Annotated in this window: 14 protein-coding genes and 2 pseudogenes; 7 read left to right on the forward strand and 9 right to left on the reverse strand. The window is 36.7% G+C overall.

Going from position 1 to position 14,510, the window contains the following annotated elements; translation table 11 throughout:
- Positions 1-39 precede the first annotated feature (39 nt).
- Complete coding sequence (locus tag FQT67_RS01000) at positions 40-1,338, reverse strand: hypothetical protein (protein ID WP_046177318.1); 1,299 nt, start codon at positions 1,336-1,338, stop codon at positions 40-42.
- 196 nt (positions 1,339-1,534) lie between these two features.
- Here FQT67_RS01000 and FQT67_RS01005 point away from each other — a divergent pair, with 196 nt between their 5' ends.
- Positions 1,535-2,023, forward strand: a complete 489-nt coding sequence (locus FQT67_RS01005; protein WP_003059642.1) for a prolyl-tRNA synthetase associated domain-containing protein — start codon at positions 1,535-1,537, stop codon at positions 2,021-2,023.
- A 138-nt stretch (positions 2,024-2,161) separates the two neighbouring features.
- Here FQT67_RS01005 and FQT67_RS01010 read toward each other — a convergent pair whose 3' ends face one another.
- The 5 genes from FQT67_RS01010 to FQT67_RS01030 all read right to left on the reverse strand — a co-directional run bounded on the left by FQT67_RS01010 (position 2,162) and on the right by FQT67_RS01030 (position 6,991).
- Complete coding sequence (locus FQT67_RS01010; protein WP_003059606.1) at positions 2,162-2,389, reverse strand: helix-turn-helix transcriptional regulator; 228 nt, start codon at positions 2,387-2,389, stop codon at positions 2,162-2,164.
- A gap of 1 nt (position 2,390) precedes the next feature.
- The gene (locus tag FQT67_RS01015; RefSeq protein WP_014611948.1) at positions 2,391-2,909 is read right to left on the reverse strand and encodes a hypothetical protein; all 519 of its coding nucleotides are present in this window, start codon (positions 2,907-2,909) and stop codon (positions 2,391-2,393) included.
- Between the two features lie 107 nt (positions 2,910-3,016).
- Complete coding sequence (locus tag FQT67_RS01020) at positions 3,017-4,471, reverse strand: FAD/NAD(P)-binding protein (protein ID WP_065355292.1); 1,455 nt, start codon at positions 4,469-4,471, stop codon at positions 3,017-3,019.
- A gap of 115 nt (positions 4,472-4,586) precedes the next feature.
- Positions 4,587-6,098: an ATP-binding cassette domain-containing protein gene (locus tag FQT67_RS01025; RefSeq protein ID WP_046177316.1), complete on the reverse strand. Its 1,512-nt coding sequence runs from the start codon at positions 6,096-6,098 to the stop codon at positions 4,587-4,589.
- 272 nt (positions 6,099-6,370) lie between these two features.
- Positions 6,371-6,991, reverse strand: coding sequence for a cyclic nucleotide-binding domain-containing protein (locus FQT67_RS01030; RefSeq protein ID WP_046177315.1), 621 nt, complete (start codon positions 6,989-6,991; stop codon positions 6,371-6,373).
- A 76-nt stretch (positions 6,992-7,067) separates the two neighbouring features.
- Here FQT67_RS01030 and FQT67_RS01035 point away from each other — a divergent pair.
- Positions 7,068-7,659: pseudogene (locus tag FQT67_RS01035) on the forward strand (hypothetical protein).
- 9 nt (positions 7,660-7,668) lie between these two features.
- The gene (locus tag FQT67_RS01040) at positions 7,669-8,319 is read left to right on the forward strand and encodes a Maf family protein (protein ID WP_046177314.1); all 651 of its coding nucleotides are present in this window, start codon (positions 7,669-7,671) and stop codon (positions 8,317-8,319) included.
- Between the two features lie 128 nt (positions 8,320-8,447).
- On the opposite strand, the gene FQT67_RS01045 is transcribed toward FQT67_RS01040, so the two are convergent.
- The gene (locus tag FQT67_RS01045; protein ID WP_003059634.1) at positions 8,448-8,750 is read right to left on the reverse strand and encodes a bacteriocin immunity protein; all 303 of its coding nucleotides are present in this window, start codon (positions 8,748-8,750) and stop codon (positions 8,448-8,450) included.
- Between the two features lie 321 nt (positions 8,751-9,071).
- Here FQT67_RS01045 and FQT67_RS01050 point away from each other — a divergent pair, with 321 nt between their 5' ends.
- Together FQT67_RS01050 and FQT67_RS01055 are read left to right on the forward strand one after the other, a co-directional pair.
- The gene (locus tag FQT67_RS01050) at positions 9,072-9,359 is read left to right on the forward strand and encodes a hypothetical protein (protein WP_014611951.1); all 288 of its coding nucleotides are present in this window, start codon (positions 9,072-9,074) and stop codon (positions 9,357-9,359) included.
- Between the two features lie 72 nt (positions 9,360-9,431).
- Positions 9,432-10,004, forward strand: a pseudogene (locus FQT67_RS01055) (histidine phosphatase family protein).
- A gap of 51 nt (positions 10,005-10,055) precedes the next feature.
- Here FQT67_RS01055 and FQT67_RS01060 read toward each other — a convergent pair.
- On the reverse strand, positions 10,056-10,562 hold the full coding sequence (locus FQT67_RS01060) for a DNA topology modulation protein (protein ID WP_046177313.1): 507 nt from the start codon (positions 10,560-10,562) through the stop codon (positions 10,056-10,058).
- Between the two features lie 54 nt (positions 10,563-10,616).
- Positions 10,617-11,057: a GNAT family N-acetyltransferase gene (locus FQT67_RS01065; RefSeq protein ID WP_046177312.1), complete on the reverse strand. Its 441-nt coding sequence runs from the start codon at positions 11,055-11,057 to the stop codon at positions 10,617-10,619.
- Between the two features lie 418 nt (positions 11,058-11,475).
- On the opposite strand from FQT67_RS01065, the gene FQT67_RS01070 reads away from it, so the two are divergent.
- Positions 11,476-12,765, forward strand: coding sequence for a radical SAM protein (locus tag FQT67_RS01070; RefSeq protein ID WP_046177311.1), 1,290 nt, complete (start codon positions 11,476-11,478; stop codon positions 12,763-12,765).
- Positions 12,766-12,920: 155 nt separating this feature from the next.
- Complete coding sequence (locus FQT67_RS01075; protein ID WP_003059862.1) at positions 12,921-14,498, forward strand: ABC transporter ATP-binding protein; 1,578 nt, start codon at positions 12,921-12,923, stop codon at positions 14,496-14,498.
- Positions 14,499-14,510 lie beyond the last annotated feature (12 nt).

Consider the following 14,510-nt stretch of genomic DNA (forward strand, 5'->3'; position numbering starts at 1 on the left):
TTAGGGGTTTTTGAACGTTAGAGCTGACTGGAAACAGATTTAACCTTTGAAGAGCGCCTTCGTTTGATCTGTATCAAAGGCTTGGGAGTCTTGACCGTTAGCTTCAATCTGACCAGTGACCTCAAGATGATGAATGAGAGCACCGTCTTCCATGGTCACAGTCGTTACCTTATCGCCATGGGAAATAATATTGCCAGTGACTGTCAAGGATTCTAGTTGGCCACCGTCTTTCATAGAGAGGGCATAAGCTGGCAAGTCAACATTAACCCCTTTGACAAGAGATTGACCTAAACCGCCTTGGGTAACAATGTCACCATCGACAACTAGTTTTCCAACCTTTTTGGAGATTTGAATACCAACAGCTCCATTATTAAAGGTTTGTATACCAGCAAAGTAACCTTCTTTGAGGGTACCATCGTATTGATTATAGGCTCGAGCGCCAGTACCATAGGTGGAAATAGCTTTATTGGCTTTAAAGTGGTTGACAGTACCAAAGTTGACAAAACCAACACCGGATTGACCATACGAGATAACGTCATCATTGACCACCCATTCATCGACCTGTCCCCAAGCATCGAGTACCATATCATTGACACCATAAGTAACTGTTTTGCCATTTTGGATCAAGTGGCTAATATGCGCGCCATAGACCACAAAGACAGCTCCCGTAATGAAATCTGCCACTCCCTGAGGAATAAGACCAGTTGAATAAACATCGCCAAGGGTCATTTGGTCGATGTCAACACGACCGCCTTGGTCGTTGAAACCAGAAATAAAGACACCAGAACCAATAGCAGGATGCCCTTCAGACCCAATAGATAAGTTATCAATAGACGCAGTGATTAGACTGTCTTTATTAGCGTTAAAATTGTAGAGTGTATAGGCCCCTTGAAGCACATTGACCCCATATTTTTGAGGTTGCTCTAAATAAGTTCTGGTATCTGAACTAGCGACGTGAACATTCTTAGTCACCACATGCGCTTTGAGGGTTGGTGTTCTGAAAATCAGAGATATTTGACCGTCAACCGTTAGATTTTCGAGGTGAAGCGTTCCAAATGATTCTGCTACCTGTTGGCTAGTCAGTTGAATAGCTTTCTTATCTTGTAGAGTAACAACTGATAAGTTCTGTAAACGACTGCTACCTGTAAGAATAAACCCATCAGAATGAGAGAAGAAGATGGTCGGTAACACGCCGTTTTCTTGTGGAATAGCAGACAGTTGGATACCGTTAGGCAAATAAATAGGATTGGCAAAGGCCATGCTGCGGGTTATGTCAATCACCGTTTCACCAGACGATAAGGCTTTTGTCATTTCAATAGGATTAGATACATAAACCATAGCATTTTACCTCGATTCCTTAAGTTGACTCCATTATATTACTATATAGTATTAAAATCAAGTATTTCCCATTAAAGTAGTTGATTATTATCTAACGGTTTTGGTGAGAGAGGGAGATTTATGGTATAATAAACTCAAAATGGTAATGGAATAGCTGGAAAACAGCAGCTAAATACACCTAGAAGCGAGGCTACAGATGGACCTGTACACACCAGTCATTGACAAACTGACAGACTTAGGGATTGCATTTGAGGTTGTTGAGCATGAACCTGCCTTGACCACAGAACAAGCAGACAGCTTTATCGAAGGTATTGACGGTGTTCGCACGAAGACCATGTTTTTGACCAATAAAAAGAAAACACAGTATTATTTACTGATTATGGATGATCAAAAACAACTGGATATGGACCGCTTCAAGGAGTTAGCTGGGGCAAATAGAATTCGGATGGCATCAGCAGATAGTCTCTATGATAAAATGCTTCTTCCACCAGGCGTGGTCTCACCGTTTGGACTGTTAAACAATAGAGATAAGGATATCTTGGTCTATATTGACCAAGACATTATGCCAGAAAAACGCATGAGTTTCCATCCAAATACCAATGAGAAAACCATCTTTGTAGAAACACCGGATTTGGTAAGGTTTATAGAGTCATTAGGATATGACGTGCATGTGATCAACTTGTAATAGATTAAGAAAAAAGAAAAGCCTATATCACTAAAATGGAACGTTAGTGATATGGGCTTTTTAGTCGTTTTTACGAGAATGGTGCATAGATTGGATGGTTAAAAACTTTCTTAAATTTAGAAGACTCTTTAACAGTTTTTATAGTGGCTTCTCATCAGTAGGTGGAGTGTATTCTAAAAGATCACCAGGTTGGCAGTCTAGTACTTTGCAAATTTTTGAGAGCGTTCCAAATCGAATTCCTTTAGCTTTTCCTGTTCTCAAAATAGATAAATTAGCTTCTGTAATTCCTATTTTCTCAGCTAATTCTTTTGAAGTTATTCCTTTAGCTTTTAAAAGGCTATCTAAGGTTACGTGGATATCATCCATATTAAATAATACTTTCTGAATCATCTTTTGACAGTTTGCCATTTTTAAAAATCAAATAACCAGAGAAGGCACAAATGGCAATAATAATATTAGTCAAGTAACTTCCATGTGAGAAGTCGAAAAGGCTACTCATATCGTTCAGGTTAAAATAAGTTTGAATAAGATTAATGCTGAGTTGTAGTAGGACGATAAAGATGTTAAAAAGGCAAATTTTTAAACTATTTTGACTATTACTGGTCGTAAAATAAGTATTCTGGCTAAGGTTGGTCATAATATATCGAAAATACTTTGCTGAAAAGCTATGGCATAATAAAATAAGGATGGCTACAACAAGGGTGTATATGGTAAAACCTAGGACTAGAGGCTGATTTAAATCAATTCCTATCTTAAGTTCCGTAATACTATCTTTGAAAGCAATCGTAAAGAAAATGCCTATGAATACAAAAAATGTACAGATAAGAAATAAATACTGTAAAAAAGTAGCACAGATAGCTAAAAAACGAAAGACAGTTTTTTCCATAAGGGCACCTCTATTATTGTTTTACGATAATTTATTTTTCCAAAATTATTATAAAACAATAATTTTTATTTGTAAAGAAGTTTTTAGACAATATATCTGTTTATTTTCTATCCCCTACCTTTAAAGGCACGCTCTGCCATGCGTTGGATTTTTATGGTGGAATTGTTCTGATAGATGACACCGTTTACCAAGGCACCGTGTGCATATAAGTTGGGCATGACGCCGTATTTTGGTGATAGGACTTGCGCTGTTTCTGGTAAAATGGTAAGTCCGCCCTGAGCATCTAGTTGACAAAGGCGCTGATTGATGAGTGATTGGAGAAGAGGTGTTGCTGATGAGAGATTAGCTGGTGTCAAGTGATAACCCGTTGCATTGATGATATGATTGACGAAAAACTTACCCGATTTAGTAATGATGGTAAATCCCTGATCAGTCGACGTGATATCTGAAACATCAGCAATCGTCTTTAGTTTATTTTGCTTGAAAGCTTCTAACAGTAATTTAGCAGAATCATCTGGCATGGGATTGCGTAAGTTGACAATGGCTTTTCCATAAGTGTCTTGATAAGCTTTGCGATCATCTAAGGACATGTAGGGCCACAAATCAGTCAACCAGACCGTTATTCTTGAGGCTAGTTGCTGTAAAAGATAAAGCTCTTTAGGATGTTCAAAGGCTAAAGCAATGCCCTCTTGACCTGGAGCTAAAACCTGTTTAGTTGCCTCTTTACAACTCTTAAAACCCAGTGCTTGTAACTCGCTTGACAACAAGTTGTCAAAGGTAGTCAAAGTAAAGGAATGCTCGGCTTGGTTGAGCAGTTGGTTGAGCGTTTCGTCTGTGAAAAACTGCCAATCAATGACAGGCCCTTCTAAAATACGCACTGTTGGAAAAACGTTTGACCGAGAAAAAGCTTGAATAGAAGCTTTTGTATCACTGACAAGCCATTTAATCACATCAATGGCAGCTAGGCCTGTCCCGATGACAGCAACCGTCTGCCCATCAAACTCATCTCTTGCAAATTGTTTTAGAGGGTAGGGATCAGCATGGTAGCCAAGAGCCCCCTCTAGTTCATAAGGGTCTAACACCGGTAAGGCCCCACAAGCAAGATGAATCTCGTCAAAAAAGACTGGCAAATCGTTAGGAGTTGCTCCTTCTTCCAGCTCTACTTGCCATTGTTGCTGCTGAGGGAAATAATGGATGTCCTCAACTCTAGACGTCACGACCCTAACAGGAAGTTGGTTTAACAGGGATTTTGCTCTCTCAGATAAATACTTTCCGTAAAGAGCTCTTGCGACATAAGATTGGTCAGTACTATAGCCATTTTCTCTTAACCATACCATGAAATCGCTCATGTTGCGATAATCAAACGAAATATCGTCAATAGGAGAATTTATCAAGGCTAAGGCCGCATCTTCTTGAAAAGGAATCCCTTTACCAAAATGATGAGAATCATCAAAACAGAAAATCTCCATAGTTGCTAAAACGTCTTCTGACTGATGAGAAAGGGCCAGCAAAACAGCCAAACCACTCACACCCATGCCTACAATCCCAATTGTTTTTTTCACCAAATCATCCTCCTTACTCTTATCATAGCACAAAAATAGAATTGCCAGCGGATAAAGCCTGATTTTTACTAAAAGTTGTCTCTGTTATCCTCGCTATTAGAAGTGACAAAGACCGTTAACGAATGCGCCTTAATCCATCTTTTTCAAGCTCAAACACCTTTTGACAGACCTCATCTATAAAACACTGGTCATGCGATACACTGATAATGGCACCGGGGTATTCTCTTAGTAGCTGTCGAATCAAAGGTTGACTTGTTGGTGAAAAGTGCCTTGTCGGTTCGTCTAATATCAGGATGGGATACTTGGCTAATACCATTTTGGCAAGGAAAAGTTTACCCTGTTGTCCACCGGATAAGTTTCCAATAGGATGCCCAATTTCCTGCCGCGTGAATTGTAAACTAGCTAGGAGTGTTCTGATTTCTGTCGAAGAAGATGAACTAGCGTGATCAGATAAAAACGTTAGTGCTGTTTGGTCGGGATTGAGATCCTCAGCATAGGTTTGAGGCATAAAGCCAACAGGATACTGACGAGATAAGTCATTTAGGATAATGCTTAGAAGATTACTTTTTCCAATGCCATTTGCTCCTGTGATGACTAGTTTGTCTTGTCCCCAAATCGTTAGGTCAATACTTTGGTGAGTAAAGGGAACAAGTTGTTCTTGCCACTTTAAAATCACTTTGTTTGAGGCGAGTGGGTGAATATCGGAAAAGAAAAGGTTAATATGGTCTGGGTTTTCAGGAATATCGTGAAATCCTTGTCTTTCTTTTTCATACCGTTTTTCCTGTGATAAGACATTTTTAAGTTTTTTAGCTAACAAGCGACCTGCCACATCGTTTTTAGTATGTCGGAGTTGATGCTCAACGCTTTGATGAATACGATGACTTTTTGCTAATTTAGCAGCATGCTCTGAACGTTCCTTGAGGGCTAACTGGGTTTGCCGTTCAAAGGTTTCCTGTCGCCAGGCTTTATAGCTGTCATAACTGCCTTTGAAATAAGTAGCGCGTGGTTTTTGCCGTTTTTTAAGCAATTCTAGATGAAGGATAGCAGTTGCGGTTTGACTGAGAAAATGTTCATCGTGGGAGATGAAAATAACCGTCTGTTGTGTTTTTGCGATAAACTGAGCTAACCAATTTAGCGAGTCCAAATCGAGATTGTTGGAAGGTTCATCTAAAAAGAGGCAGTCAGGTTGATTGGCTAAAAGAGTTAACAGGTAGAGTTTGAGCTGTTGACCGCCAGAGAGGTCCTTGAGATGTAAATTTTCTGTGAGCATAGGCTCAATTGCCAAATGAAACTGCTGGGCTAGCTGGTAAAAAATGTTAAAATCAACGGTATTATTATTAAGATCGGTGTAAATGAAGTCGGCAACCGTCATATCTAATTGGTGTTGTGGAATGACCTGTGGCAGATAAGCTACTCGGTCAAACTCTAACTGAACCTGACCAGACAGAGTGGCATAGTCGTTAATCAGTTCAGGATCAAGGAATGCCTGGAGTAAGGTAGACTTCCCTGTGCCTTCATCGCCGATAATGGCCATTTTATCCCCCGGCCGAACCGTAAACGTTACATCTTTGACCAAGTTCTTTAAATCTTTGTGGTGGGTTAAGGTTACCATTGTGGTTTTCAGCATAATTGCCTCGCTTTCTCTAACAAAAAATCTCCCTACCTTAACAAGTAGAGAGATAGAGAGTTTCTTTATTAGATGTCGCTAAAAAAGGATAATGAATCCTGTTTGTTTAAAAAAGAAGCACACTAAAAACACTAAACTTGATAAGGTTATCAATAGATGTGTTCTTAGTTGTTCATGGCTCCTTAACCTCCGTGTAATGATTACCTTCATTCTAGCACTTGTTAAAAAGGGTGTCAAACGATGACAAACAAGGCGTTTAGGAACTCGCCACTTTAGTGGATATAATAATCTTGTAATTTAGCCTTATTGAGACGATAGGTGGATTGGCCAATTTTTTCAATATAGTTTTCGTCCTGAAAATCCTTAAGGACTTGTAGGAGGTGACGGTAACTCGTTCCAAGATAATCAACCACATTAACGTGTTTCTCGGAGTAGACAGCCTTGTGTGACATGTCAATCATAAAAGTCGCCAGACGATATTTCAAATCATAGCTTTGATTCTTCACAAAATGATGCGTCCTATCCAATAATTTTTTTCCAATAAAACGGTTCAGTTCGATTAAAAACTGCTTATCTGAAAAGAGATGATTTTCCACAAGGTGTTTGGGAATAGCCAGAACACAGGTCTCACCAATAGAAATAACCTGTTTTGTTTCCTCCTCGATTCCTAAAAAGGTGAGTTCACCAATCCAATCATTCGCACTCAGGAAATGAATAAAAATGTCCTTACCATGTTCGGTAGAGTGATAAATTTTCGCGCGCCCATCAGGAATGTAATAAAGATGAGTGAGTGTTTGATTCGCCTTAATAATAGCAGTGTTATGCTGGAAAATCTGAACACAGCTTTTGGCAATAACCTCTTTTGAGACGAGGCTATAGATGGATTCAGTCATATTACCCTCCTAACTATGAGATATCTCATAGTTATTATACGAGAATTTGTCTAAAATAACAGAAAAGGAGGATGAGATGGTAAAAAAAGTTTTCTTATCACTAGGATGTTACCTGTTGATAGCATTTGGTATTAGCTTGACCATAAAAGCAGCTATTGGAGTTAGTAGTTTTAATGCCTTAAATGTTGCCTTGTCAGAATGGAGTCATCTAGAAGTAGGAACAGTGACAGGTTGTTTAAATAGTTTTTTTCTTGTTGTGAGTTATTTGTTGGATGATAAAAAGAGTAAAAAAGAGTACAGCCTGATAATCTTATCTGTCTGCTGCTTGAGTTATCAATCTTTTTGTCTATGGGATGTTACCCTATTTGAAGGTAACATCTTATGGGGTAAAACTCTGCCTTTTTCTCGTAGGGATTTGTCTAGCAGGATACGGCACAGGGAAAATACTCTATTATGGAGTGTTAACTTTTCCAATAGAAAAATGTTGTCAGCTATTGGAATACAGGCTGCAAAAGCCATTTTCTTATTTTAGGTATGGCATTGACATGATTTGTGTCACTTTGTCGCTGTTGATTTCATTGACCGCTCAATTACCCTTATTTGTGAGAGAAGGCACGATTATCAGTTTAGTGTTATTATCTTATGTGATAGGAAAAGCAAAAGAATAAGGAGACATTATGGAAACAGTAGTAACATATGAAAAGCAAGGAATGTTACCAAAGGTTGATAAGTATATTTTGTTATCAACATCACCTCGAAGAAAAGACTTATTAACCTTTTTAAACCCAGAGATCATGTCTGTTGATGTTGATGAAAGGGCCATTCAAGACCACTATATGAAGGTCTTTAACGATGAGCCATTTTTAATGAGAGCTGCGAAATCTTGCTGCGAATTAGCAAAAGCCAAATCACAAACAACCATCGCAAAAGGGACCCTTTACCTGTCAGCAGATACCATTATCGTTTCGGAAGACCGTGTATGTCATAAACCACAAACAACAGCAGAAGCAGTGTCTACCCTACGGTCCTATTTTGGAAAGAGTCATTATGCGGTGACAGGTGTCTGCTTAAAAGCAAAAGACTATCAGGAAGTGTTTTATACATTGGCTAAAATAGATTTTGTGGATTATTATGATGCTTTAGATGAAGCCATAATCACATACGTGTCTCTATATCAGCCCTTTGATAAGGCAGGTGCCTATAGTATCAGAGACATTGACCCTCGATTTATTAAAGGCATAACAGGCGATATGAATACCATCCTTGGTCTTCCGGTTGCAGAATTATCACAGAGACTTTTTGGGAAAACAGGAGAAACGATCAAATAGCAACAGCTAAAAATGCTAAGACCCTAGGGCCTTAGCGTTTGTCTTGGTAGCATACGACTTGGTAATGAGGGATAAAGTTTCAGTTAGCTGACTGATAAAGCGTCCGATCCCATCTTAAAGAAAAAATGTTATCTGTGGATGAGAGAGAGGGCTAGCGACTGTAAAAAGGCTAGTTTTCCTCTTTCTTTATGGGGTTCCTTGGCTATTTGCTGTGCAAAATCAATAACAGGTTGGGGTGCCTCGTACTTGTTCAGCACAAGATACCAAGAAATATCATTGCTTAACCTCGCGAGTGCATCTCGCTCCCCTTCTTCCATTGATGCTCTAGCTTTTAAAAAGATTTTTACTAGGGCATTATTATATCGTATATCATCAGTCGTTAAGATAGTGTCAATCTGTTTTACCCATTCAGTGACTTCCTTATTTTTCAATATAGCAAAGCTCCTCTCCAAAGTCTTTATAGTGGTGTCATCGTCTATCAATCGTTCAACTGTTCATGATTGGCTAGACCGTTTAATGCTATTATATCATAGCAGTAGGTGTAGGTGCTTTTAAGGACCAAAAGTGAGGTGTTTTGGTGACTGGGGTCACTCATTTTACGGCTAGTATGTCCAACCGCATTGTTGTTAACTGGCTTTGGAGAGGTGTTTAACATGATAAAAAAATCCTGGTTATCTCATATTGTTTCCCGAAAAAGATTGCTATATAATGATAGTGTACGATTACGTTTTCAAAACTTAAGGGGGTATCTTATGAAACAAATAAAGAGTATATCGTTACTAAGATTGGTTAAGTTATGTCAGTTAATGTTGCTTATATTAAGTGCATATCTTGCTGCAGCTCACTTTGGGATGTTAATAAGTAGTCTTCCGCTTATTCTGTGTTTCCTATTGGAATTGTTTGTTCCCAGTGATTATAAGTGGGGATTTGCTGGAAGAAAAAATGTTTTTCTAACGAACGTTAGTCCTCATATTGAAAATACTATTTTATTGGTGTTGGTAGTATTATTATCCGCACTTGCTGTTTCCTTTACTTTTTAAATGTGACCTTGTATAAGTCTTTTGAGATATAACAGTAAATTGGGAACCTATACTATCAAGAAGAGAAATGAGATGACAACACTACTTTATTTTATTCGCCATGCTGAGCCAAACTATGACAATCATGATGATGTCACTCGTGAGCTAACTGAGAAGGGCATAGTAGCCAGTTAAGCATTAATTGAAGCATTTGCGTCAATTCCAATTGATAAATGCTACAGTAGTCCTTATAAACGTTCTGTTGACACAATTCTTCCCTTGGCAAATAGTAGAAGCAAAAGTATTACGACACTGACAGATTTGCGAGAACGTAAACTTTCTGATGAATGGGTCAAAGATTTCAATGAAATAGCTCAAAAACAGTGGGAGGATTTCAACTTTAAACTACCAAATGGTGAAAGTTTAAAAGAAGTCCAAGAAAGAAATATTAAAACTCTCGATCATATTTTATCTGAATCCAAAAATCAAACGGTAGTCATTGGTACACATGGGACGGCATTGTCAACCATCATTAATGATTATAAACCAGAATTTAGGTATGAAGCCTTTAATGCTATTAAGCATGTTTTTCCATGGGTGGTGAGATTTGAATTTGAGGGGGAAGCATTAAGGAAATTAGGTATTAGTTTAGGAATAGGGAAATAGATATAAAAAATAGCCCGGGTTACCCGTGGCTATTTTAGTTTTTCACTCTAATTAGTTGATCGTATTCATATAGTGACTGAGCTGCTTTTGATTTGTCAAGACAATGGTTTTATGAGGGTATTTTTGGACAACGGATTGGTATTTTTTTAACTGGTTTCTTGAACGTCCGTCCAATAGAATCCATTTCACAAACGCAACGTCAAATTTTTCCTGACAGTTGTTGGCCATATCAGGACGCGTTTTTCCCCTATAGTTTAAATAGCGCTTAAATGCTCGATAGAGACAATGAAACCGACTGAAATTAACATAGATAATGTGATCAGCCTCACTCATGCGCTCTTCATAGAGACAATTGGCATAATTCCCCTCAATAATCCAATCTTGTTTGAGCAGGCATGTTGATAAATCAGCTATCATGTCATGATCTGACCGTTCTTGCCAGTTCGATGAGAAGTGTAGTTGGTCTAAATGGACCACCTCACAATGGTAATGTTGACCTAAAAATCGTGCTAAGGTTGACTTGCCAGAGCCACTATGTCCAATGATGGCAATTTTCAATGGATACCTCCTAAAAATGACGTATGATATGACTATAAAGGGTAGGAAATGTGTTTAGATTAGTTTCTTGATGAGATGTGTGTCATCATAAAATCGGTAACCATGTTTAGGATAAAACTGATAGGACTCAAACCATTGTTCTTTAGGTTGACCTAAGTGGATACGAACATGACTCTTACCGATTTTCCTTAGATAATCTTCTGCAAACGCCAGAAGTTGACTGCCAATGCCTTGATGTTTTAAGCTTGGTTTGATGAAGAGACGGTGCAAGAAGACCTCATTTGTTTTGGGAATAGAAGAATAAGCGATTGAGCCAATAACACGATTTTCGTCATTGACCGCTAGCCAAAAACAATCTTCTTTTTCCAAATAACTTGTTTCAATTGTCAAAAGATCCGGGTTAATGCTGGGAATTCTCCTTAAGGCATTTTTTGCTTCCAAGACCATAAAAATGAGGTCATCTCTGTAATTTCCTTTGTATTCAATTATTTTCATAACAGTCTCCACCTTAATCTTAAGCCCCTTAATTGGTATCATACCATAAAAAATTACTGCGGGGATAGATGATGGGGAAATTCATCTTTAAATAAGCAAAAAGGTTAGCATTATCAGGGAATTTATCAATTTTTGTTTTTAAAAATTAATATAGAAAGTATAGTATTCTAGAACAAATTTAGAACAAAAATGAAGTTATGAAAAAAGATATACTTCTTTTTTAGAATATTCAATCTATTTGATCATTGTAAAAAAGATGTATACATTTGGAACTCTAGTTATCTATGAACTGATTGCACTTGACTTGAGAACTTGCGAAATTAAATAATATTTCAAAAAATTAAAAATTATCTTGACACTAAAATGAAAGCGGATTATAATGTGGGTGTAATTATTGATGAGACAAAGAGGTGTTGCAATGAAGATGTCACCACGTATTATTAGCTATGATATTAGTGAAGGAACTGTATTTTTTAATACAAAAACCAATGACTCATTTTTAATAACTAATGAACTAATTAAAAAAGTAGATGAAGATGAAGAAACTGAAAAACAATATGAAAGTTATTTAGAACAACATAATTATTTTTTGGAAGAAGATGAAGTCGATAAATATTTAACTCAAATCTCGGAAGCAGATAAAGAAAGATTAGGACTAACAGTTTTAACTCATGGAGATTGTAATTTTAGATGTAAGTATTGCTATGAGCACTTTACCAATATTTCAATGTCTTTGGAAACAGAAAATGCCATTTTTTATTTTGTTGAAGAGAAAATTAAAACAGGACAATTCAAATATTTAACAGTAGCTTGGTTTGGTGGAGAGCCATTGCTAGGTTTTAAAACTATAGTTAGTTTGGGTAAAAGGTTAATTTCTTTATGTAATAAGTATAATGTTAATTATGATTCTTCACTTACGACAAATGGATTCTTGTTAGACAAAAAGAAATTTGTAACTCTAGTTACAGATTTAAGAGTTACTTCTTATCAGATTACTTTAGATGGAAATCAGGAAAGTCATGATCGTCAGAGGATTTCACGAACTGGAAAGGGGACATATGATAGAATTTTAAAAAATCTGATTGATATGAGACAGACGAAATTAGATTTTGAATGCATTATAAGATTCAATATAACTAAAGAAAATTATCCCAATATATGTAGTTTTTTGAAACACGATGGATTGATTTTTAAAGAAGATGAAAGATTTTTACTTTTTTACTGTAATGTAGGAGATTGGGGGAAAGGAGATAGGGTAGGGAATTCTTTGACTTTAGTAAATCGTAGTACTGCTTTTGAACTTTCAAAACGAGCAGTAAAGGAGGGTTACTCTTTATTTGCCTCTAGATATAATACTAGTCATTTTTTTAGTTGTTATGCCAATAAGAAAAATCATTACGCTTTTAATGTTAATGGGATAGTTCAATCTTGTACAGTTGCTTTATATGATAAAAAAAATATTTTTGGTAATATCAATACTGGTTTTGTTAATCAAAATAAGATAGATAAATGGGTTATTAATGTTGATGATTCATGTTCAGACTGTCCATACTTGTTAATATGTAAATCAGGTAATTGTCCGATGGTTAAGCGAATAAATGGTGTTTCTTTCAAGAGGATTTGTGAATCAATGAAAAATACCATATATGAAAATCTAGCACTATTCGCCTTAGACGGACAGTATAATGATATATTAGATGTTGAATGAAAAGAGGTGATAATATATGGTAGTTAAAGAAAACAAAAAGTCTCACTCTAAACGTGACAGAAGTGTAAATGCAAAATGTGAACAAAATAATATTGCATGTCATTAAGAAATTAGGGAGGAGTGCTAGCCTCCTTTTTTATGATTGCGAGGAAACAATGAAATCAATCTTTAACTATCTTGATAAGAAAACTAAATGGCTAGTGATTACAGGAAGTTTAGCTAATAGTTTTGCTGCCTTAGGTCAACCCTTTGTTCTTTCAAAAGCATTGGATTTAAAGGAAAAAATCTTTGATTTTAACGTGATTCTTCAGTTCACGATTTACGGATTTTCAGTCTATATGACCTTGTATGCTTTAATGCTCTTTGCCAATCATACCACAAATGTTTTTCGTAGGGAAATTCATAAAAATATGAGATTGGCGCTCTTTAAAAAGTTACTTGTTAACAAGCGCTTCACAGATGATGAGAAAATCTCTATATTGACTCAAGATATGGAATACCTAGGAGATAATTATCTGATTTGCTTTGTGACTATGCTTACTTGGGGTATTTTATGTTTGGTTACAGCTTCTTATATTATCTTACAAGATTATGTGCTGGGAAGTATGTTTGTCTTGTTTAGTATTATACGTCCAATTCCCCAATTTATTCTAAGCCATAAACTAACAGATAATGGTGAAAAAATGAATACAGATAGGGGGCATCTTTATACTGTGGTGAGCGATAATATTAGAGGAAGTCAGACAATTATTAATAATCAGGTCGTAGGTGAAGCAATAGGTCACTTTCATCAGACCCATACAACTTATCAAGAATCCCTTCAAAAATATGCCTTTACACACAATATTATTTATTTTTTCAATGGCTTTATGCTTTTTTTGAGTCAAGTTGTACCTTTGGCTTTAGGTTTTTACTTTACTCTTCAAGGAAATGTTGTCAGTGTTGCAAAATTAATTGCGATGTATATCGCTTCTAATCAGTTAGTTAATCCGATTCAAACCATTATGTACAATGTTGCATCGATCCAAGGCTCAAAACCATTAGCAGATAAGATATTTAGCATTCTAAATGAAGAAGAAATGGAAGGAACAGCTGTCTCTAAAGCTACCGTAGCTAATATTGAGCAACTTGTGGTAGCGGATGTGACTAAATCTTATGGTAGCAAAACGCTTTTCTCACAATTAAGCTTCACTTGCAAAATGGGTGATAAGGTATTAATTAGGGGAGCCAGTGGATCTGGCAAGTCAACCTTATTTAGAGTCATCTCTCAACTTGACAGTCCTGACAATGGAGAAATTTTTGTTAAGACAAGAGATGGCTTAACCTTTAATAATTTTAGAGGTAATATTAGTCATATTACTCAAAGTCCATTTTTGTTTAATGATACTATCCGCTATAACTTAGCCTTAGGTCAATCTTTCTCAGATGAGGAACTGCTAGAGGTCCTAGAAGCCGTTGGGTTAGTTGATGAAATGGATCATATCTTGGATGTTATGATTGTCGATAACGGGACTAACATTTCAGGTGGTCAGCGCGTTCGACTAGAGATTGCGAGATTTTTACTTAGGAAAAAAGATATCCTATTGGCAGATGAGGTTACAGCTTCTCTTGATGCTACTAATAGTCAAAAAGTCAGAGATATTCTGTTAAGCTTACCTATTTTAGTATTAGAAATTGCCCATTATGTGGATGATGATAGTCGTTACGACAAGACTATCTATTTAACTAAATAAGTTAGTAGGAAT

The sequence above is a fragment of the Streptococcus sp. NCTC 11567 genome (assembly GCF_902141215.1).
GTDB classification, from domain to species: Bacteria; Bacillota; Bacilli; order Lactobacillales; family Streptococcaceae; genus Streptococcus; species Streptococcus dysgalactiae.